Here is an 18567-nt window from a genome sequence, read left to right as displayed (position 1 = left end):
CGTGGACAAGACAGTGCAGACCGCGGCCGAAGCGGTCGCCGACATCGCCGACGGTTCGTCGATCGCGGTCGGCGGGTTCGGGATGTGCGGGGTGCCCACCGCTCTGATCGCCGCCCTGCTGGAGCAGGGAGCGTCGGACCTGGAGACGATCTCGAACAACCTGGGCGTCGACGGATTCGGCCTGGGGACCCTGCTCCCGGCCGGCAGGATCCGGCGGACGATCGGGTCCTACATCGGCAACAACAAGGAGATGGCCCGGCAGTACCTCGCAGGAGAGCTCGAGGTCGAGCTGACTCCGCAGGGCACCCTCGCCGAACGGCTGCGCGCGGGCGGAGCGGGCATCCCGGCCTTCTACACGCCCGCCGGAGTCGGGACGCTCGTGGCCGAGGGCGGCCTGCCGTGGCGGTACGCGCCGGACGGCTCGGTCGCGGTGATGTCGCCCGCCAAGGAGGTCCGCGCGTTCGACGGCGTCGACCACGTTCTGGAACGCGCGCTGGTGCCCGACTTCGCTCTGGTGCACGCCTGGAAGGGCGATCGGCACGGCAACCTCGTCTACCGGCGGTCCGCGCGCAACTTCAACCCCGATTGCGCCGCTGCGGGACGGGTCACCCTCGCTGAGGTCGAGCACCTCGTCGAGCCGGGCGAGATCGACCCCGACTCCGTGCACACGCCCGGCATCCACGTCGACCGGGTCCTGCACGTGTCCGATATGGACAAACCGATCGAGTTCAGGACGGTGCGCTGATGGCACTCACGCGGAACGAGATGGCGGCCAAGGTCGCCCAGGACCTGCCGGACGGCGCCTACGTCAACCTCGGCATCGGCATGCCGACGCTGGTACCCGGGCACATCCCGGCAGGCCGGACGGTGATCCTGCACGCGGAGAACGGAATCCTCGGCGTCGGACCGTACCCGGACGAGGACGAGGTCGACGCGGACCTGATCAACGCGGGCAAGGAGACCGTCACCGTCAACTCGGGAGCGGCCTTCTTCGAGTCCTCCTCGTCCTTCGGCCAGATCCGCGCGGGCAAGCTCGACGTCGCCGTGCTCGGTGCGCTGCAGGTGGCCGCGAACGGCGACCTGGCGAACTGGGCCGTCCCCGGCAAGATGATCAGGGGCATGGGCGGGGCGATGGATCTCGTGCACGGCGCGAAGAAGGTCGTCGTGATGATGGACCACCTCGCCAAGGACGGTTCGCCGAAGATCGTCGAGAAGTGCGATCTGCCGATCACCGGGCTGGGCTGCGTCACCCGCATCGTCACCGATCTCGCCGTCCTCGACGTCATGGCGAACGGGCTCGAACTGGTCGAGACCGCTCCAGGAGTCAGCGCGGACGAGGTCCGCGACAAGACCGCAGCCCCGCTGCGCGGGCGCGAGGAAGAGGAGACCGATCGTGCGTGACGCCGTCATCTGCGAACCACTGCGCACCCCCGTCGGAGCGTTCGGCGGTGGGCTGCGCGACGTTCCCGCGCACACCCTCGCCACCGCGGTGATCCGCGCGGTCGTCGAACGGACCGGACTGGACCCCGCCGCCGTCGACGACGTGCTGCTGGGCAACTGCTACCCGACGATGGACGCCCCTGCGATCGGCCGGGTCGCCGCCCTCGACGCGGGACTGCCGGTCAGCGTGACGGGGATGCAGATCGATCGGCGTTGCGGATCCGGCCTGCAAGCCGTGCTCTACGCCGCGCTGCAGGTGCAGTCAGGAGCAGCCGAGGTCGTGCTGGCCGGTGGCGCGGAATCCATGTCCAACGCGCCCTTCTACTCCACCGGGATGCGCTGGGGCGTGAAGGGCGGGCCCGGCGTGATGCTGCACGACTCGCTGGCCCGCGGCCGGGTGACGGCGGGCGGGAAGAACCACCCCGTGCCGGGCGGCATGATCGAGACCGCGGAGAACCTGCGCCGGGAGTACTCGATCCCGCGCGCCGAGCAGGACGAGTTCGCGGTGCGCTCCCACCAGCGGGCCGCCGCCGCGCAGGCCGAGGGCCGCTTCGACGACGAGCTCGTGCCCGTCGTGGTCCCGGGGCGCAAGGGCGAGACCGTCGTCGACGCCGACGAGCACATCCGGCCCGATTCGAGCACGGAGAAGTTGGCACGGCTGCGGCCGATGCTGGGGCGCAGCGACGGCGAGGCGACGGTGACCGCGGGCAACGCCTCCGGGCAGAACGACGGCGCCGCGATCTGCGTCGTCACCAGCCCGGAGAAGGCCGCCGAGCTGGGCCTGCGCCCCTTGGTGCGGCTCGTGTCCTGGGGGCTGGGCGGGGTGGCGCCCGCGACGATGGGCATCGGGCCGGTTCCCGCGACGGCGAAGGCGCTCGCGGCCGCGGACCTGACGTTGGCCGACATCGACCTGATCGAGCTCAACGAGGCGTTCGCCGCGCAAGTTCTGGCCTGCACCCGCGAGTGGAAGTTCACCGAAACCGACTTCGACCGCCTCAACGTCAGCGGCTCCGGGATCTCCCTCGGCCACCCGGTCGGCGCCACGGGAGGCCGCATCCTGGCCACCCTCGCCAGGGAGATGCGCAGGCGCGATGCCCGGTACGGCCTGGAGACCATGTGCATCGGCGGCGGCCAGGGGCTCGCCGCGATCGTGGAGCGGATCTGATGGGCGGGCCGCTGGAAGACCTGCGGGTGGTCGAGTGCGCCAGCTTCGTCGCCGGCCCCACCGCGGGGATGACGTTGGCGCAGCTCGGCGCCTCGGTGATCCGGATCGACCCGATCGGCGGCGGCCCGGACCACGCGCGCTGGCCCGTGGCCAACGGCGGCACCGGTGACTCGTACTACTGGGCCTCGTTGAACAAGGGCAAGCAGTCGATCACCGTTGACATGCGCAGCGAGCGCGGGCGGGAACTGGTCCTGGCGCTGGCGACGGCGCCGGGCGAGGACCGCGGTGTGCTGGTCGACAACGTCGTCGGCAGGCGGTGGATGGCCAACGACGTCCTCACCGCCCGTCGGCCCGACCTGATCCACGTCAGGGTGCAGGGCTATCCCGACGGCCGGCCCGCCGTCGACTACACGGTGAACGCGGAGGTCGGCATCCCGGCGATCACCGGCGGCGAGGAGGGCGCCGCGCCGGTCAACCACGTCCTGCCCGCCTGGGACCTGCTCACCGGGCTGAGCGTGTCGACCGCCGTGCTCGCCGCTGTGCACCAGCGCCGACGCACGGGCGAGGGCGTCTACAGCGAGATCGCGCTCTCCGACGTCGCGCTGGCCGGGGTGGCGAACCTCGGGTGGCTGTCCGAAGCCGCGGAGAACGGGAGAGACCGGCCCCGGCACGGCAACCACGTCTACGGCAGCTTCGGCGTGGACTTCGCCTGCTCCGACGGGAAGCGGGTGATGGTCGTCGCCCTCACCCCGGGGCAGTGGAAGGCGCTGGTCACCGTCACCGGGACCGAAGCCGTGTTCACCGCGCTGGAGACGGCCTTCGGCACGGACCTGACCGATGAGACCGAGCGCTACCGGCTGCGCGACACCATCGCCGCCGTGCTCAAACCCTGGTTCCTGGAGCGGGATTCCGAGACCGTCGCCGACGAGCTCAACCGGGCCAGGGCGCTGTGGGGTCGCTACCAGGGCATGGCTGACCTGGTCACCGCGCACCGCGGCGGCGAGCACCCGCTGCTCGCCGACCTGCCTCTGCCCGGCGGACCCGCGGGGATCACCGCGCGGTCCCCGCTGCGCTGGAACGGCGAACGCGGCGAACCCGGCTCGGCACCGGAGCTCGGCGCCGACACCGACCAGGTGCTCGCCGAGGTCCTCGGGCTCAGCGACGCCGAGATCGGCGAGCTGCACGACCAACAGGTGATCGGCGAACGCCGCGACCCGCAGCAGTGACTCCACTGAGGACCGCATTCCGGGAGTTCCGCTCGGCTCCCGCTGAACGAGGAGTAGTTCGATGTCAGACGAACTGGAACCGCCACCCCCTCCCGCCGCGTCCGGCGTGCCGGACCGGGCGGTGCTCCGCCGCGTCGCCGGCGTCGCGCTGCTCGGTTCCGCGCTGGAGTGGTACGACTACTTCCTCTTCGGCGCGGCGGCCGCGCTGGTGTTCGGCGAGGTATTCTTCCCCTCGCAGGACCCGGCCGTCGCGGTGCTGCTGTCGCTGGCGACGTTCGGCGCCGGGTTCGTCGCACGACCCGTCGGCGCGGTCGTCTTCGGCCGCATCGGGGACAAGTACGGACGTCGTCCGGCCCTCGTGGCCACCGTGCTGGTGATGGGCCTGGCGACCACGGCGATGGCCCTCATCCCGTCGCACGCCACCATCGGCGTCGGGGCCCCGATCCTGCTCGTCGTCACGAGGTTGTTGCAGGGCATGGGATCGGGTGCGGAGTACAGCGGCGCGTCGGTCTTCGCCGTCGAGTACGCGCCGCCGAACCGGCGTGGCCTCTACGGTTCCCTGTCGGCGGCGGGCGTGTACCTCGGCATGGTCCTGTCCTCCGCCGCGGTCCTGCTCGTCACCGCGCTGACCACGGACGAGCAGTTCGCGTCCTGGGGCTGGCGCATCCCGTTCCTGGCCAGCCTGGTGCTGGTCGCGCTGGGGCTGTGGATCCGCGCGCGGCTGGACGAGACCCCGGAGTTCGAACGCGAGATCGCCGGGGACGGCAACCCAGGGCCGTTGCGGACGGTGCTGCGCACGCAGTGGCGCAGCATGGTCCTCGTCGCCGCGCTGGTCGCCGCCCCGCTCGCGCTGAGCCACCTCTACCAGGTGTTCGCGCTGTCCTACTTGGACGAGAAGGGGTACTCGCCGGGCCTCGGCACGCTGGGGCTGGTGATCGCCGGTGTCACGGTGATGATCACGGCACCGCTGGCCGGTCTGGCCTCCGACCGCTTCGGCCGCCGACCGGTGCTGATGACCGGGGCCGGGTTCGCGATCGCGTTCGCGTTCCCGTTCTTCTGGCTCGTCGACACCGGCCAGCCCGTGCTCGCCGTGCTCGCTATGGCGATGGCGCAGGGCGGCAGCGTCGGCATCGCCTTCGGCGTCCAGGGCGTGCTGCTCTCCGAGCTGTTCAGCACCGGGGCCCGCTACAGCGGCGCCGCGATCAGCCGCGAGGCGGCGGCCGTGGTCTTCGGCGGATTCGCACCGTTCCTCGCCGTCGCGCTTTCCACCGCCACCGGCGGAGCACCGTGGCCGGTAGCGCTGTACGTGATCGGCCTCGGCCTCATCACGTTGGTCGGTGGCTGGTTCGCGCCGGAGACGGCGCGGCGTGGATTGGGCTCGCGTCCCCCGACTTCGAAACCGGTCGAGGATGCGTCGCCCGCGACCTGATGCGTTCGGACCGCCGCGACGACCCAGAACTGACGAACCTCGCCAGGAGGAAGAATGGCCAAGCTGGCTCAGACGTCCGGACTCACGGACGTGCAGTCGGAGATCCTGTCCACGGTCCGGTCCTTCGTGGACAAGGAGATCATCCCGCACGCGCAGCAGTTGGAGAGATCGGACGAGTACCCGGCGGAGATCGTCGAGGGCATGAAGGAGATGGGGCTCTTCGGGATCACCATTCCCGAGGAGTTCGGGGGACTGGGCGAATCGCTGCTGACCTACGCGCTGGTCGTGGAGGAGATCGCACGCGGTTGGATGAGCGTCTCGGGCGTGATCAACACGCACTTCATCGTGGCGCACATGATCTCCCGGCACGGGACGCCGGAGCAGAAGCAGCACCACCTTCCCAGGATGGCCACCGGCGAGGTGCGGGGCTCGTTCTCGATGTCGGAGCCCGACACGGGGTCGGACGTGGCGGCGATCAAGACCAGGGCCAAGCGCTCCGCCGGCTCCTACACCATCGACGGGTCGAAGATGTGGCTGACGAACGGTGGCTCCTCGAACCTGATCGCGCTGCTGGCGAAGACCGATGAGGGCGCGGCGAAGGCGCACCAGAACTTGACGACGTTCCTGGTGGAGAAGCCCGAGGGGTTCGGCGAGGTGGCGCCGGGACTGACCATCCCGGGCAAGATCGACAAGATGGGCTACAAGGGAGTCGACACGACCGAGGCCGTGTTCGACGGGTTCGAGATCGGCGCGGACCAGGTCCTGGGTGGCGAGCCGGGCAAGGGCTTCTCGCACATGATGGACGGCATCGAGGTCGGTCGGGTGAACGTCTCGGCGCGGGCGTGCGGAATCGCGATCCGGGCGTTCGAGCTCGCCGTCGACTACGCCCAGCAGCGGCAAACCTTCGGGAAGCCGATCGCGCAGCACCAGGCGATCTCGTTCAAGCTCGCGGAGATGGCCACGAAGGTCGAGGCCGCCCACCTGATGATGGTCAACGCCGCGCGGCTGAAGGACTCGGGCGAGCGCAACGACGTCGAGGCGGGCATGGCGAAGTTGCTCGCCAGCGAGTACTGCGCGGAGGTCACGCAGGAGGCGTTCCGCATCCACGGCGGTTACGGCTACTCCAAGGAGTACGAGATCGAGCGGTTGATGCGGGAGGCGCCGTTCCTGCTCATCGGTGAGGGGACCAGCGAGATCCAGAAGACGATCATCAGCCGTGGACTGCTGCGCGAGTACAAGACCCATGGCTGAGAACGCGTTTCCGGTGCGAGGCGGCCACTGCTCGCGAGCCGCTCGGCCATTTCGGGAGCGGTGACGACCTGGAGGAGCGAGGACATGGACAACACGACGGGTTTCCGGCCGCGGCGCTGCTGCCTCTCCGTGCCGGGAACCGATCCTGGAAAGATCGACAAGGCCGTTCGCGCCGGCGCTGACGAGGTGGTGCTGGACCTGGAGGATTCCGTTCCGCCACAGGGGAAAGCGGCCGCGAGGGAGCGGGTGGTGGAGTGGCTCGCCACAGCCGACGACCCCGGCGTCGCGCTCGCGGTTCGGGTCAACCCGCCCGGTTCACCGTGGTGCCACGCCGATGTCGAGGCCTGCGCACGCGTACGCAATGTTCCGTTCTCCCTCGTTCTGCCCAAGGTCGAGACGGTCGGAGACCTCGCGTTCGCCGATCGGTTGCTGACCGGTGTCGAAGCGGCGGCGGGGAGACCCGAACCGCTGGAACTGCAGGCGTTGATCGAGACCGCGACCGGGCTGACCCGCGTCACCGAGATCGCAGCGGGTTCGGACCGCTTGCGCGCGGTGGTCCTCGGCTACGCCGACCTCGCCGCGTCGCTGGGCCGCAGCGGCGACCCGGTCCCGGGCGCCTGGCTGCCCTCGCAGCACGCCGTGCTGGCCGCCGCCCGCGCCGCCGGGATCGTCGCGGTCGACGGCCCGCACCTCGGCGTCGGAACCGGCGAGGACTTCTCCGCAGAGGTCGAGTGCGCGGCGAGCCTCGGCTTCGACGGCAAGTGGGTCATCCACCCCCGGCAGGTCCCACCGGTCATCAACGCGTTCACCCCGGACGACGGGGAGATCCAGAACGCCCGCCGAGTGCTCGACGCGCTCGCGACCGCGCACCGCGACGCGAGCGGCGCCGTGGAACTGGATGGGCAGATGATCGACGAGGCCGTCGCCGTCGCTGCTCGCCGCACGCTGGCCAAGGCGGGCGCGGCATGATCGCCGAAGGACCGCACTTCGACGAGCTGAGCGTCGGACAGGTCTTCGACTCCGCTCCCGGACTGACGCTCACCTCGGGGCTGGCGCACGCGCACCGCTCCATCACCGGCGAACGCCTGGCGTTGCCGCTGGACGACGGGCTTTCGGCCTCGGTGACGGGCGCGCCCGCTCTCGCCTCTCCCGCGCTGGTGTGGGACGTGGCGATCGGCCAGTCCACCGCGGCAACGCACCACGTGAAGGCCAACCTGTTCTACCGCGGCCTGGTGTTCCGCCGCGCGCCGCACCTGGGTGACACGCTGCGCAGCCGCGCAGAAGTCGTTGCTCTGCGCCAGAACCGGGCGCGCGAAGGCCGCTGGCCCACCGGGCTCGCGGCGCTGCGCATCACCACCGCCGACCAGAACGGTCGACCCGTGCTGGACTTCTGGCGCTGCGCCATGCTGCCGCTGCGCGACCCGGAAGCGCGCACCGGCCACGCGGACGACCTCGACGCCGTCGGTGCGGCGGCGTCGGACGAGTCGCTGACGGCCGTGGCGGACGGGTGGGACCTCGAACCGCTTCGCGGACGTGGCCCCGGTTCGGCCGAGCTGACCGAAGGTCAGGTGATCGAGGTCGGTGGCGGCGACGTCGTCTCCAGCGCGCCCGAACTGGCGCGGCTCACGCTCAACGTCGCCAAGGTGCACCACGACGCAGCGGCCGGAGGCGGTCGTCGGCTGGTCTACGGCGGCCACACCATCGGCCTCGCGCTGGCCCAGGCGACGCGGGCCCTCACCGGCATCGCCACCGTGACCGGTTGGCACAGCTGCGACCACCTCGGCCCGGTGTTCGAGGGCGACACGCTGCGCAGCACGATCACCGTCAAGCGGCTGGAACCGTTGCGCGCGGGCCGATTGGCGCACCTGCGATCGCGCGTCACCGCCGACGCCCCGGAGCCTCGCGAGGTGCTCGACTGGCGGTTCGTCGCACTCATGCCCTGACGGTCCTCGTCGCGCCGCGGCCGAGGAGCTCTGTGTTGCAGGAACATGCGAACCGCTGACGACAGGCGCCCTGCGGGGCTGGTTGGTTACCCGGCCCCGCAGGGCACCTGCTCATGCCCGCGAAACCGACGGGACCACGCACATCGCGCACGTCTCAGGAGCGCGGTGCCGCATCAGTTGATCGCGTCCCTCGTGAGCGGGGACGTGTCGATCCCGAGTCGATGGCCCCAGGCCTTCAGGTCCGCGATGGTCTGCCGGGCGAGTTCCAGGCTCTGCCGCGGGGGCACGTCGTCTGGAAGGACCCGGCCCGCACCGGGAAGGCGCCCACCCGCTTCTCCCACCGAGCGGGCGAGAGCGGCGAGCCGGTCCACGGCCTGATCCCCGCCGAAGCGCCGCGGGTCCAGGCAGATGAGCACGTGTCCGATCTGCTGAGGCTTGGGGGCGTCGGCCTCGGCGAACATGTCCGGGACATCGGCGGAGAGGTTCGGTCCGGCGAGGCCACCGGCGATCGCTTCGACCATGAAGGCGAGCGCGAATCCCTTCGCTCCCCCGAGAGGGGACAGCATGCCGTGCAGCGCCGCCTGCGGGTCCGTGGTCGGGACGCCGTCGGCGTCGAGGGCCCAGCCCTCGGGCACGGGCTTGTCTGCCTTGGCCAGCGCGGCGATCTTGCCGCGGGCGACGGCGCTGGTGGCCAGGTCGACGATGGCCGGCTTCGGGAGGGTGGGGATGCCTGCCGCGATCGGTGAGGTGGACAGCACCGGAGTGCTCCCGCCCCACGGGGGCATCACCGCGGGTCCGTTGGAGAACGCGAGGGTGAGGTAGCCGGCCTGGATCCCGGGCACGGTGTACAGGCCCAGTGCGCCGCAGTGCCCGGAGTCGGCGACGGACACCGCGGCGACTCCGAACGGCTCGCAGCGCTTCACGGCTTCGTGGGCTGCTTCCCACAGCTGCCAGTGGCCGATCCCGCCGCCGCCGTCGTAGGCGACGAGCGGGCCGGTTTCGCTGACCGTCCGCAGCTGGGCGCGGGCCGGGTAGCCGCCGGCCTGGATGCGGTCGAGGTAGTACGGCAGCCGCATGAGGCCGTGCGAGGCGATGCCCCAGACGTCGGCCTGCACGATGCACCTCGCGGTGACTTCGGCGCGGTGCACCGGCACACCGACTGCGGTCAGCAGCGCGGCGGCGACCTGCTGGGCGTCGTGGACGGTCGTCATGGCGTGCGTCCCTTCCGGACCGCGCCGACCTTGGCGCAAGCCTCGTCGCCGCGGAGCACGGCGTCGATGTCGGCCGCGAGGACCTGCAGGATCAATCGCTGGCTCTCGTGGGTGATGCCGGCGATGTGCGGTGTCAGGACCGTGGTGGGCAGGTTTTCCAATCGGCCTCGGCGAGTGGGGGGTTCGACGGCGCGGACATCGAGTGCCGCGCCGGCGATCGTGCCTGCCTCCAGCGCGTCGGCCAGCGCCTCTTCGTCGACGACCTCGCCGCGCCCGACGTTGACGAACAGCGCGTGGGGACGCATCCGGGCGAGCAGGTCCTCGCCGACCAGACCCTGAGTCTCCGGGGTCGAAGGCAGGTGGCAGGAAACCACGTCGGAGGTCGCGACGACCTCGGTCAGCGGGGCGAGCCGGATTCCGGCCTCGACCAGGGCGGGCGAGGTGGGCTCGACGTACGGGTCGTAGGCCACCACCTCCATTCCGATCGCGTTCGCCAGGCGGGCGCATTCGCGTGCGGTGGCGCCTGCGCCGAGCAATCCCCACGTCCCGCCGCGGAGCTCGCGGCCGGGAGTCCGGTTCCACCCGCAGGCGCGGGTCTCCCGGTCGCGCTCGACGGTGTTGCGGGCCAGGGTCAGCGCGAGGCCGAGCGCGTGCTCGGCGACGCTGCGCGCGTTGGCTCCCAGGGGTGCGACCACGACCACCTCCGCGGCATCCGCCGCGGCGAGGTCGATGTTGTCGAGTCCGACACCGGCGCGCGCGATGATGCGCAGGTTCGGCGCGGCGGCGATCAGCTCGGCGTCGACGCGCGTGCGGTTGCGCACGACGAGCGCCTGAACGTCCCGCGCTGCGGAGAGCAGATCTGCGCGCTTCTCCCACAAGTCGGGCGAGCGGTCGACGGGCCAGAGCTCGCCGAGCGCGCGCAGCGGCTCCCCCCAGATGTCCTCGGTGATCAGGACGCTCACGGCCGCTCCTCGGTCTCGGCGGCGGGTGCCACGAGCTTGTGCACCGCCACGACGTCCTCGCTGCCGTAGCCGTGGGCCACGGCCGAGACGAGCTGCGCCAGCCCCTGGGACGCGACCGGCGTCGGGATGCCCCAGCGGGCCGCGGAATCCACGGCGAGGCGGACGTCCTTCGCGGCCAGCGCCGCACCGAAACGGGGTGCGTAATCCTCGGCGACGATCCAGGGCAGCCGCACGTCGGACTGGAAGGAGAAGGCGCCGGTGTCCCGCAAGGCCTCGGAGAACATGTCGGGTTCGATGCCCGCGCGCCTGGCGAGAGCGTAGCCCTCGGCGAGCACCGCGACATTGGTCATCCCGATCATGTTCGAGACGAGCTTGAACATGGCGGCCGCGGCCGGAGTGCCGAAGTCGTAGGTCTTGTCACCCATGCGGTCGAGCAGCGGCCGGAGAGCTTTAACGGCCTTCGCCGGGCCGCCGACGAACAGCGGGATGGCTCCTTCCTCGGCCGCGGCCGGGGTCTTCCCGAGCGCGCAGTGGACGAACGCGTGCCCGGTTTCGTCGAGCGGTTCGGTCAACGCGTCCGCGGTGGCGGGGTCGATGGTCGACACGTCGACCGCGATGGCGCCGTCGGTCAGCCGGGGAGCGAGGTCGGCCCACACCGAACGGACGTGGTCGGGGAGCGGGAGGCTGGTGATGACCACGGCGGCGTCCTTGACCGCTGCTTCGGCGCTCGCCGCCGCGGTCGCTCCGGCTCGGACGCAGCGTTCCACCGCGCTCGGGTCCAGGTCGAAGACGTGGACGTCGTGGTCGCCGGTGGCGAGGCGGCGCGCGACGGCGCCGCCCATGTTGCCCGCGCCGACGAAAGCGATCTTCGTCATGTGGTGCTCCGTTCGTTCGAGTCGGCTTGGCCGGTGAGGGAGGACGTGGTGCCTGCTGCGGCATCAGCCTCCGCGTCGACGTCGACGTCAGTCGGGTCCCAGCGGATGATGGCGAGCACGAGCATGCCGAGCAGTGGTGCGAGGGCGACCACGTAGAACACCCCGGTGCCCAACGCCGCGCTCAGGATCGGGAAGAAGAACAGGGAGATGATCGAGCCGATCCGCAGCATCGCCTGGCCGAAGCCGCTGCCGACGCCGCGCAGCGAGGTCGGGTAGCTCAGGGTGGAGATCGTCATGCCCTGCGCGCCGGGACCGTAGGAGTGGAAGAAGACGAACAGCCCGAGCAGCCCGCCGATGCCCAGCAGGGCGAGCCCGGAACCCCGGCCGAGGCTCCCGAGTCCGACGAGGGCCGCGAAGCACACCGCGAAGCCGCTCATCGCGAGCTTCCACGAGCCCAGCCGATCGCTGAGCCGGACTCCGACGAAACCGCCGACGACGCCGAACAGCAGGTTGAAGATCAGCGGTCCGATGATCGAAGTGAGTCGTCCTTGCTGCAGCAACCCCGCGATGATCACGGGCAGGGCGAAGCCGACGGCGTAGTACTGCGCGGACTGCAACGCGTTCACGGCGGAGGCCTGGATGGTGCGGACCCGGTAGCGGCCTTGGAACAGGCGCCGGAACTCGGTGAGGGCCGCGGGCTTCGCGGACGCCGCGGGGGCGGCGCCCGGATCGGGTTCGCCGACTTGGACTTCGAGGCCGTAGGAGTTCTTCAGGATTGCCGCGGCCCGGTCCAGATCGCCCTGGCCCGCTGCCCATGCCGGTGACTCGTCCATGTACCTGTGCCGGACGAGCATCACGATGAGCGCGGGCACGGCACCGAAACCGACTGCCCAGCGCCACATCTCGGAGTGCAGCTCGTCGGGCATCAAGAAGTACAGCGGCAGCAGGACGACGAAGCTCGCGCCGGTCGCCAAGTACCACATGGGTTGCCAGAGCGACACCTTGCCACCGCGGCCGCGGAGGGCGTTGAACTCGGCGATGAAGGCGAGGGCGACGGGGAAGTCGATGCCGATGCCGATTCCCATGATGAACCGGGCCGCCGTGAGCAGTTCGTAGTTCGGGGCCACGGCGCACGCGATGGCGGCCACCACGAAGAAGACCATGTCCGCCATGAACATCTTGTAGCGGCCGAGCCGGTCGATGAGGTAACCACCGACCAGGGCGCCGAGCAGGGCGCCGACCATGATCGACGCAGCGACGATGCCCTCTTGGATCGGGTTGAGCTCGAAGGACTTCGCGATGTCGGGCAGGCCGAAGGCGATGGAGGAGAAGTCGTAGGCGTCGATGAAGATGCCGCCGAGCGCGATGATGGTGATGGCCCGGGACTTGCCGCCCTTCGCGCGGCCGGAGTTGATCAGATGGTTGACGTCGGCCGCCGAGCGGATGATCGGCGGCGCAGAGGATCCGTGCATAGGTGACTTCCTTGTCTACCTGCGGGATTCGTCGATGGGCAGTGGGCTCACACGCCGAGGGACAGGTATCGGACCTCCTCGAACTCCTCCAGGCCGGTGGCAGCGCCCTCCCGGCCGAGACCGGACTGCTTGGTCCCGCCCATCGGGGCGAACGCGACGCTGGGCAGAGCGTTGTTGATGCCGACGATGCCGTTGTCGAGGTGCTCGGCGACGCGCCACACCCGGGCCTGGTCGCGGGTGTAGAAGTACGCGGCCAGGCCCATCTCGGTGGCGTTGGCCAGATCGAGGGCCTCCTGCTCGGTGCGGAACGGGAAGATCCCGGCCACCGGCCCGAAAACCTCCTCGCGGGCGAGTCCCACGTGATCGGGCACATCGGTCAGGATCGCCGGAGCGGCGAATGCGGACCCTGGCAGGTCGAAGTCGCGGGTGACCTTCTTGGCGCCGGCGGCGAGGGCCTCGTCCACCAGGGCCCGCATGGCAGAGACGCGGGCCTCGTCGATGCACGGACCGAGATCGGGCACCGGGTCGGCGGTTCCATCGCCGATGCTCATGGCGTCGATCGCCGCGGCGAGCCGGGTGGTGAACTCGTGCTCGACATCGGTGTGGACCAGGAAGCGGTTGGCGCCGATGCAGGACTGGCCGGTGTTGCGGAACTTGGCCAGCATCGCGCCCTCGACCGCGGCGTCGAGGTCGGCGTCCTCGAAGACGATGAACGGGGCGTTGCCGCCGAGCTCGAGCAGCGGCCGGACGATCCGTTCTCCCGCCTTCTGCATGATCGAGCGTCCGACGCTGGTGGACCCGGTGAAGGACACGACGCGCACGGCCGGATGCGCGAGGTACGCGTCGGTGATCTCGGAGGCCGGGCCGTGCACCAGGTTGATCACCCCGGCGGGCAAGCCCGCGTCCTGCAAGCAGCGGATCATCTCGGTCGCGGCGAGGGGCGCCTTCTCCGACACCCGCGCGACCACTGTGCAACCGGCAGCGAGGGCTGGTGCGAGCTTGCGGGCTTGGATCGAGCAGGGGAAGTTCCAGGGCGTCAGGCTCGCGACCACGCCGGCCGGCCGGTGGATGCTCAGGTGCCGCCGGTTGGCGGCCTCGTGCGGGTGCACGACGCCCGCTGGGCGGCGGACCTCCTCGGCGAACCAGCGGAAGTACTCCGCGGAGAAGCCGATCTCACCCACCGCCTCGGGCAGCCGCTTGCCGGCTTCCCGGGCGAGCAGCGCGCCGATCTCGGGTGCGCGTTCGCGGATCAGCTCCGCAGCGCGCAGCAGGATGTCCGCTCGGGCGCGCCCCGGGGTGTCGGCCCAGTCCGGGAACGCCGCGGCCGCGGCGTCGGCGGCGGCGGTCGCCTCGGCTGCGCCGCCGTAGCCGACGTGGCCGACGACCGACCCGTCGACCGGGTTGGTGACTGCGCGGCGGTTGGTCGGATCGCTCCACCGGCCGTCGATCAGGGTGGTGCCCATCGGTTCCTCTCGGGTTCTGGCACGAAGGCGAACTCCCGGTGTTCATGCCCCTCGTCGCAGGTCACCCAGCTGTTGCCGGAGCGATCGATGATCTCCATCCGGTGGTCGCCCGCCTGGTGATCCGGGGGAGCAGGAGTTCTGCGTGCGTTGACCATCCTCCACCATTTTGGTGAGAGGTCTTACCTCTCGGACGGTAGCGTGCCGCGTCCCGCAGGGACAAGGGCTTCAAGTAAACTGGTCTGACCTCTTTTTGGGCAAGTACGTCAGAGCGAGAGCATGGGAGTGCCTCATGGGGGCTGAGAGCGGAATGTGGGTTCCGCTGCAGCAGGGGCGGGTCGCCGACCTGATCGCGGACCGGATCCTGCAGCTCATCTCCACCGAGAAGATTCGCCCGGGTGCCCGCCTGCCTCCCGAGCGCGAGCTGGCGACCTTGCTCGGCGCCAGCCGACCGTCGATCCGCGAGGCGCTGCGCTCGCTGCAGACGAAGGGGTACGTGGAGATCCGGCATGGCGCCGGGGTCTTCGTGACGGAGCCGCCGACGGCGCGCTCGTTGCGCGCCGCGGTGTTCGCCGAGGAGATGAGCCTCGCCGAGCTCTTCGACATGCGCGAGGTCCTGGAGCTCCCGGCCGTGGTCTGGGCGGCGACCAACCAGGACGCCGAGCGCCTCGCCAAGGTGCAGGCCGCCTACGACGCCCTCGACGAGGCTTCCGCGCAGGAGAACGTCGACTGGCCGCGCCTGCAGAGCCTCGACGCCGCCTTCCACCTGAACATCGTCGAGGCCGCCGGTAACCGCTTCCTCAGCCAGACCCTCACCGTGCTGCAGGACATCTTGGCCCGAGGCATGGAGACGACTCTCCAGCTCCCCGGTCGCCTTGAGAAGTCCCGCGCAGACCACCGCCACATCCTCGACGCCGTGCTGGCGGGAGACCCGGAAGCGGCACGTCGTGCCGCCGCTGCGCACATCCAGGGCGCCCGCGAGGCCGCCTTCGACCGCCTCCGCGAGGACAGCCAGGCGGAAGAGGGCCCTTCGGTCGGCTGAGCGAGATTTCCGCGCGGTCAACGCTCCCGACGCTCACCAGTGCCACCGGCGGCGCAGTAGGTCGACCGATCGCACCGTCCGTCCCCGAGGTCTGGCCCGGCATCGTCATGCCCGGAAGGAGCTCCGAGCGCCACTGCGGACTCATCCGTCAGTGATCCAAACTGACTGCGCCTGAACGATTCACGAGACCGCCGGTGGTCGAAGCGCCGGAGCGCGCACATTCCGGTTGGTTATGAGGACGCCGCCGATCAAGGGGTACCGCGGTCTGCTGGCCTGCAGCAATGGTCAGTGGTATGACCACTCTCGCCACGCCATCGACCATCGCCACTCGCCTCCGCGCCCTCCTCCCGGGGCTGGCGGCCGCCGCGCTCGGAACGGCCATCGCCTTCGGGGTGAACACGATCCTCGTCGCGGTCAGCGCGTTGACGGTGGCGGTCGTGCTCGGAGTCCTAGTAGGACAGTTCCTCCCCGAAATCACCCGAGAAGGCCTGATGTGGACGACCAAGAAGTCCCTCCGGGCCGGAGTGGTCGTCCTCGGGCTGCAACTCTCCCTGGCCGAGATCGCCGGACTCGGAGCCGGAACCGTCATTGCGGTCGTCGCGACCGTGCTCCTCGCCTTCTTCGGGACGATGGGGCTCGGCAGGCTCCTCGGCGTCTCACGCGGGCTGGCCCTCATGGTCGCGACGGGGTTCTCGATCTGCGGAGCCTCGGCGATCGCTGCGATGGACAGCGTCACCGAGACCGAGAAGGAGGACGTCGCCACGGGCGTCACGCTCGTGACCCTCTACGGCAGCGCCGCCATCGCGCTCGTCCCGCTCATCGGCACCGCACTCGGCATGAGCCCCGAACACCTCGGAGCCTGGGCCGGGCTGAGCGTCCACGAGGTCGCCCAGGTGGTCGCGGCCGCCTCTCCCGCCGGAGCCGCAGCGGTCGCCGTGGCGGTGGTCGTCAAGCTCACCCGGGTTGTGCTGCTGGCCCCGATGGTCGCGGGCGTGAGCATCGTCGGGCGGCGCCGGCGCGGGATCACGACCGGCAAGCGCCCGCCGATCGTTCCGCTCTTCGTGGTCGGGTTCCTCGCGATGATGGCGCTGCGCACCACCGGCACCGTGCCGGTGGTCGTGCTGTCCGCTGCACAGATCCTCGCCACCCTGCTCTTCGCCGCCGCCCTCTTCGGGCTGGGCAGCGCGGTCCGGCTCGGTTCGCTGCTGCGCACAGGACGGCGTGGCCTGGCCCTCGGCGCGCTGTCCACGGTCCTCGTCGCGCTCGTGGCCCTCGGCGCGCTGACCGTCACCGGCACGGTCTGATCGGGGAGCTCGCTGAGATAGCGATCCACTCGTTCACACTCGACAGCAACGGACAGCGAAGGCGCTGCGGGGCAAGGGGCACTCGGCCCTTGCCCCGCAACGCCTTCGCCCGGTGCGCGCCGGATTTCGGCGTCCGCAGGCGGCCATCGTTCGACACTCCGCACAGGGCAGGCATTTCCGCAGGTGCTTCCCCGTGATCGCAACGGCAGTGACACGACGACCGGGAAACGAGAAAGGCCGTCCGGGGGCGCATCACGCGCTCCCGGACGGCCTTTCTCGCTCAATCAGGCGCTGCGGTACAGCTTCGTGAACGAGTACTCGCGGTGGCCCATCACCTCCGCGCAGGTGAGACGACCGTTGACGGAGCGGTCGATGACCTCCATCAACTGGTCGCCCGCCGAGCTGAGGTCGTACTCCCGCCGGAGCAGACCGGAGCAGTCCAGGTCGATGTGCTCGGACATCGTCTCGGTGGTGATCGGGTTCGCCGAGAGCTTGACCACCGGTTCGATCGGGTTGCCGATCACGTTGCCCTGCCCGGTCGGGAACAGGTGGATCGCCGCCCCGGCAGCTGCCATGAGCGTGACGCACTCCGCGGCGGCGGACGACGTGTCCATGAAGTACAGCCCTGGAGCCGACCCAGGGGCCTCGGCCGGTTCCAACACGCCGACGACCTGCTTGCTGCCGGTCTTGGCCAGGTTGCCCATGGCCTTCTCCTCGATGGTCGACAGACCACCGCGGATGTTGCCCTGAGTCGGCTGGGAGCCCAGGAGGTTGGCACCGGTCTGCTCGATCATCTCGATGTACGAGTCGTAGGTCTGCTGGAACTTCGCGCGCACGGTGTCGTCGATGCAGCGCTCGGCGATGAGGTGCTCGCCGCCGGTGAGCTCGCTCGTCTCCCCGAACAGCACGGTGCCCCCGGCGTCGATCCACCGGTCGACGGCCTCCGAGGTCGTCGGGCAAGACCCGAGGCCGCTGGTCGTGTCGGACTCGCCGCACTTGATCGACATCATGATCTCGGGTCGGTCGACGGGCTGACGCTGCAGCTCCGAGTCGTCCTGGAGGAACTTGGCGGCGACGCGCGCGGCGGCCTCGACTGTCCGGAGGTCGCCGTGCCGCTCGATCGAGAAGCCCTGAACCTTCTTCCCGGTCTTGGCGATTCCCTCGACCACGCGGTCGGTCCAGGTCGGCTCGATGCCGATCACGACGACGGAGGCGACGTTGGGGTTGGCGCCGGTCCCGATGAGGGTGCGGAAGGTCAAATCGAGGTCAGGGCCGAATTGGAGCCGTCCGTAGGCGTGCGGCAGGGCGAGGGTTCCGGGAACGACCTTGGCAACGGCCTCGGCGGCCGCGTTCGACAGGTCGTCGACCGGAAGGATGATCGTGTGATTCCGAATGCCGACCGCGCCGTTCTCCCGGCGGAATCCGGTCAGGCCACGCTGGTCTGCCACCGTGCGCTCCTCACGTTGTGGGTGTGGACGTAGTCGCCCTTGCTGATGGGTGCTGTCGCATGAGCGACGCGCTGCCCGTACTCGATGACGTCAGCGCCTTCGCGGATGTCGGTCAGGGCCAGCTTGTGGCCGAGCGGAACCGAGTGGTTCAGCTCGATGACCACCGTTTCCTCTCCGCTGAGGTAGCACCCTTCGACTTGTCCCGGCTCCAAGTCCCGCGCGGCGACACCGACCATGTCGCCGCGCTTGTGCAGGAGGAAACCTGGCTCTGAGTTCGGCTTGTTCATATCAACTCCAATGGAAAGAGGTCTGACCACGAAGCTAGATGTCGGTCGCGGT

The 18567-nt window shown here is 70.3% G+C and carries 17 protein-coding genes; 10 read left to right on the top strand and 7 right to left on the bottom strand.

Features of this window, described 5'->3' with window-relative positions; all coding sequences use genetic code 11:
* Window position 1 precedes the first annotated feature (1 nt).
* The 8 genes from AB0J91_RS09330 to AB0J91_RS09295 all read left to right on the top strand — a co-directional run bounded on the left by AB0J91_RS09330 (window position 2) and on the right by AB0J91_RS09295 (window position 8454).
* Window positions 2-745 (top strand): CoA transferase subunit A, encoded by a 744-nt coding sequence (locus AB0J91_RS09330; RefSeq protein WP_363865807.1) that lies wholly within the window; start codon window positions 2-4, stop codon window positions 743-745.
* A complete protein-coding gene (locus AB0J91_RS09325; protein WP_363865804.1) occupies window positions 745-1401 on the top strand; it encodes a 3-oxoacid CoA-transferase subunit B in 657 nt (218 codons plus the stop codon). Before AB0J91_RS09330 ends, AB0J91_RS09325 begins: the two co-directional genes overlap by 1 nt.
* Window positions 1394-2605: an acetyl-CoA C-acetyltransferase gene (locus AB0J91_RS09320; RefSeq protein ID WP_363865801.1), complete on the top strand. Its 1212-nt coding sequence runs from the start codon at window positions 1394-1396 to the stop codon at window positions 2603-2605. The genes AB0J91_RS09325 and AB0J91_RS09320 overlap by 8 nt, the downstream gene beginning before the upstream one ends.
* Window positions 2605-3831: a CoA transferase gene (locus AB0J91_RS09315; protein ID WP_363865799.1), complete on the top strand. Its 1227-nt coding sequence runs from the start codon at window positions 2605-2607 to the stop codon at window positions 3829-3831. Before AB0J91_RS09320 ends, AB0J91_RS09315 begins: the two co-directional genes overlap by 1 nt.
* A 61-nt stretch (window positions 3832-3892) precedes the next feature.
* A complete protein-coding gene (locus tag AB0J91_RS09310) occupies window positions 3893-5260 on the top strand; it encodes an MFS transporter (protein ID WP_363865796.1) in 1368 nt (455 codons plus the stop codon).
* Window positions 5261-5314: 54 nt separating this feature from the next.
* Window positions 5315-6511 (top strand): acyl-CoA dehydrogenase family protein, encoded by a 1197-nt coding sequence (locus AB0J91_RS09305; protein ID WP_363865793.1) that lies wholly within the window; start codon window positions 5315-5317, stop codon window positions 6509-6511.
* An 84-nt stretch (window positions 6512-6595) separates the two neighbouring features.
* The gene (locus AB0J91_RS09300) at window positions 6596-7480 is read left to right on the top strand and encodes a CoA ester lyase (RefSeq protein WP_363865790.1); all 885 of its coding nucleotides are present in this window, start codon (window positions 6596-6598) and stop codon (window positions 7478-7480) included.
* Window positions 7477-8454 carry a MaoC family dehydratase gene (locus tag AB0J91_RS09295; RefSeq protein WP_363865787.1) on the top strand — a complete coding sequence of 326 codons (978 nt, stop codon included), beginning with the start codon at window positions 7477-7479 and terminating at the stop codon, window positions 8452-8454. Before AB0J91_RS09300 ends, AB0J91_RS09295 begins: the two co-directional genes overlap by 4 nt.
* Before the next feature lie 173 nt (window positions 8455-8627).
* On the opposite strand, the gene AB0J91_RS09290 is transcribed toward AB0J91_RS09295, so the two are convergent.
* Genes AB0J91_RS09290 through AB0J91_RS09270 form a run of 5 tightly spaced genes read right to left on the bottom strand, consistent with a single transcriptional unit; the run spans window position 8628 to window position 14437 of the window.
* On the bottom strand, window positions 8628-9665 hold the full coding sequence (locus AB0J91_RS09290; protein WP_363865784.1) for an Ldh family oxidoreductase: 1038 nt from the start codon (window positions 9663-9665) through the stop codon (window positions 8628-8630).
* Window positions 9662-10627 carry an NAD(P)-dependent oxidoreductase gene (locus tag AB0J91_RS09285; RefSeq protein WP_363865781.1) on the bottom strand — a complete coding sequence of 322 codons (966 nt, stop codon included), beginning with the start codon at window positions 10625-10627 and terminating at the stop codon, window positions 9662-9664. The genes AB0J91_RS09290 and AB0J91_RS09285 overlap by 4 nt, the downstream gene beginning before the upstream one ends.
* Window positions 10624-11502: an NAD(P)-dependent oxidoreductase gene (locus AB0J91_RS09280; RefSeq protein ID WP_363865778.1), complete on the bottom strand. Its 879-nt coding sequence runs from the start codon at window positions 11500-11502 to the stop codon at window positions 10624-10626. The genes AB0J91_RS09285 and AB0J91_RS09280 overlap by 4 nt, the downstream gene beginning before the upstream one ends.
* Window positions 11499-12974 carry an MFS transporter gene (locus AB0J91_RS09275; RefSeq protein ID WP_363865775.1) on the bottom strand — a complete coding sequence of 492 codons (1476 nt, stop codon included), beginning with the start codon at window positions 12972-12974 and terminating at the stop codon, window positions 11499-11501. The genes AB0J91_RS09280 and AB0J91_RS09275 overlap by 4 nt, the downstream gene beginning before the upstream one ends.
* Window positions 12975-13021: 47 nt before the next feature.
* Entirely contained in the window at window positions 13022-14437 is a 1416-nt protein-coding gene (locus AB0J91_RS09270; protein WP_363865772.1) for an NAD-dependent succinate-semialdehyde dehydrogenase, read from the bottom strand.
* 289 nt (window positions 14438-14726) lie between these two features.
* On the opposite strand from AB0J91_RS09270, the gene AB0J91_RS09265 reads away from it, so the two are divergent.
* Together AB0J91_RS09265 and AB0J91_RS09260 are read left to right on the top strand one after the other, a co-directional pair.
* The gene (locus AB0J91_RS09265) at window positions 14727-15476 is read left to right on the top strand and encodes a FadR/GntR family transcriptional regulator (protein ID WP_363865769.1); all 750 of its coding nucleotides are present in this window, start codon (window positions 14727-14729) and stop codon (window positions 15474-15476) included.
* A 293-nt stretch (window positions 15477-15769) separates the two neighbouring features.
* The gene (locus AB0J91_RS09260) at window positions 15770-16780 is read left to right on the top strand and encodes a putative sulfate exporter family transporter (protein ID WP_363865766.1); all 1011 of its coding nucleotides are present in this window, start codon (window positions 15770-15772) and stop codon (window positions 16778-16780) included.
* A gap of 284 nt (window positions 16781-17064) precedes the next feature.
* Here the strand turns inward: AB0J91_RS09260 and AB0J91_RS09255 are convergent, their stop codons facing one another.
* Together AB0J91_RS09255 and AB0J91_RS09250 are read right to left on the bottom strand one after the other, a co-directional pair.
* The gene (locus AB0J91_RS09255) at window positions 17065-18228 is read right to left on the bottom strand and encodes a UxaA family hydrolase (protein WP_363865763.1); all 1164 of its coding nucleotides are present in this window, start codon (window positions 18226-18228) and stop codon (window positions 17065-17067) included.
* The gene (locus AB0J91_RS09250; RefSeq protein WP_363865760.1) at window positions 18207-18515 is read right to left on the bottom strand and encodes a UxaA family hydrolase; all 309 of its coding nucleotides are present in this window, start codon (window positions 18513-18515) and stop codon (window positions 18207-18209) included. The genes AB0J91_RS09255 and AB0J91_RS09250 overlap by 22 nt, the downstream gene beginning before the upstream one ends.
* Window positions 18516-18567 lie beyond the last annotated feature (52 nt).

This window comes from Saccharopolyspora sp. NPDC049357 (assembly GCF_040677225.1).
Taxonomy (GTDB): Bacteria; Actinomycetota; Actinomycetes; order Mycobacteriales; family Pseudonocardiaceae; genus Saccharopolyspora.
The sequence above is the reverse complement of the archived record's forward strand: the minus strand, read 5'-3'. Positions and strand labels throughout refer to the sequence as shown.

Bases quoted from the DNA above. Each gene is read 5' to 3' on its own strand.
- AB0J91_RS09260 (WP_363865766.1), top strand. From the start codon at position 15,770: ATGACCACTCTCGCCACGCCATCGACCATCGCCACTCGCCTCCGCGCC.
- AB0J91_RS09275 (WP_363865775.1), bottom strand. From the start codon at position 12,974: ATGCACGGATCCTCTGCGCCGCCGATCATCCGCTCGGCGGCCGACGTC.
- AB0J91_RS09315 (WP_363865799.1), top strand. From the start codon at position 2,605: ATGGGCGGGCCGCTGGAAGACCTGCGGGTGGTCGAGTGCGCCAGCTTC.
- AB0J91_RS09310 (WP_363865796.1), top strand. From the start codon at position 3,893: ATGTCAGACGAACTGGAACCGCCACCCCCTCCCGCCGCGTCCGGCGTG.
- AB0J91_RS09270 (WP_363865772.1), bottom strand. From the start codon at position 14,437: ATGGGCACCACCCTGATCGACGGCCGGTGGAGCGATCCGACCAACCGC.
- AB0J91_RS09300 (WP_363865790.1), top strand. From the start codon at position 6,596: ATGGACAACACGACGGGTTTCCGGCCGCGGCGCTGCTGCCTCTCCGTG.
- AB0J91_RS09290 (WP_363865784.1), bottom strand. From the start codon at position 9,665: ATGACGACCGTCCACGACGCCCAGCAGGTCGCCGCCGCGCTGCTGACC.
- AB0J91_RS09280 (WP_363865778.1), bottom strand. From the start codon at position 11,502: ATGACGAAGATCGCTTTCGTCGGCGCGGGCAACATGGGCGGCGCCGTC.
- AB0J91_RS09265 (WP_363865769.1), top strand. From the start codon at position 14,727: ATGGGGGCTGAGAGCGGAATGTGGGTTCCGCTGCAGCAGGGGCGGGTC.
- AB0J91_RS09325 (WP_363865804.1), top strand. From the start codon at position 745: ATGGCACTCACGCGGAACGAGATGGCGGCCAAGGTCGCCCAGGACCTG.
- AB0J91_RS09295 (WP_363865787.1), top strand. From the start codon at position 7,477: ATGATCGCCGAAGGACCGCACTTCGACGAGCTGAGCGTCGGACAGGTC.
- AB0J91_RS09250 (WP_363865760.1), bottom strand. From the start codon at position 18,515: ATGAACAAGCCGAACTCAGAGCCAGGTTTCCTCCTGCACAAGCGCGGC.
- AB0J91_RS09305 (WP_363865793.1), top strand. From the start codon at position 5,315: ATGGCCAAGCTGGCTCAGACGTCCGGACTCACGGACGTGCAGTCGGAG.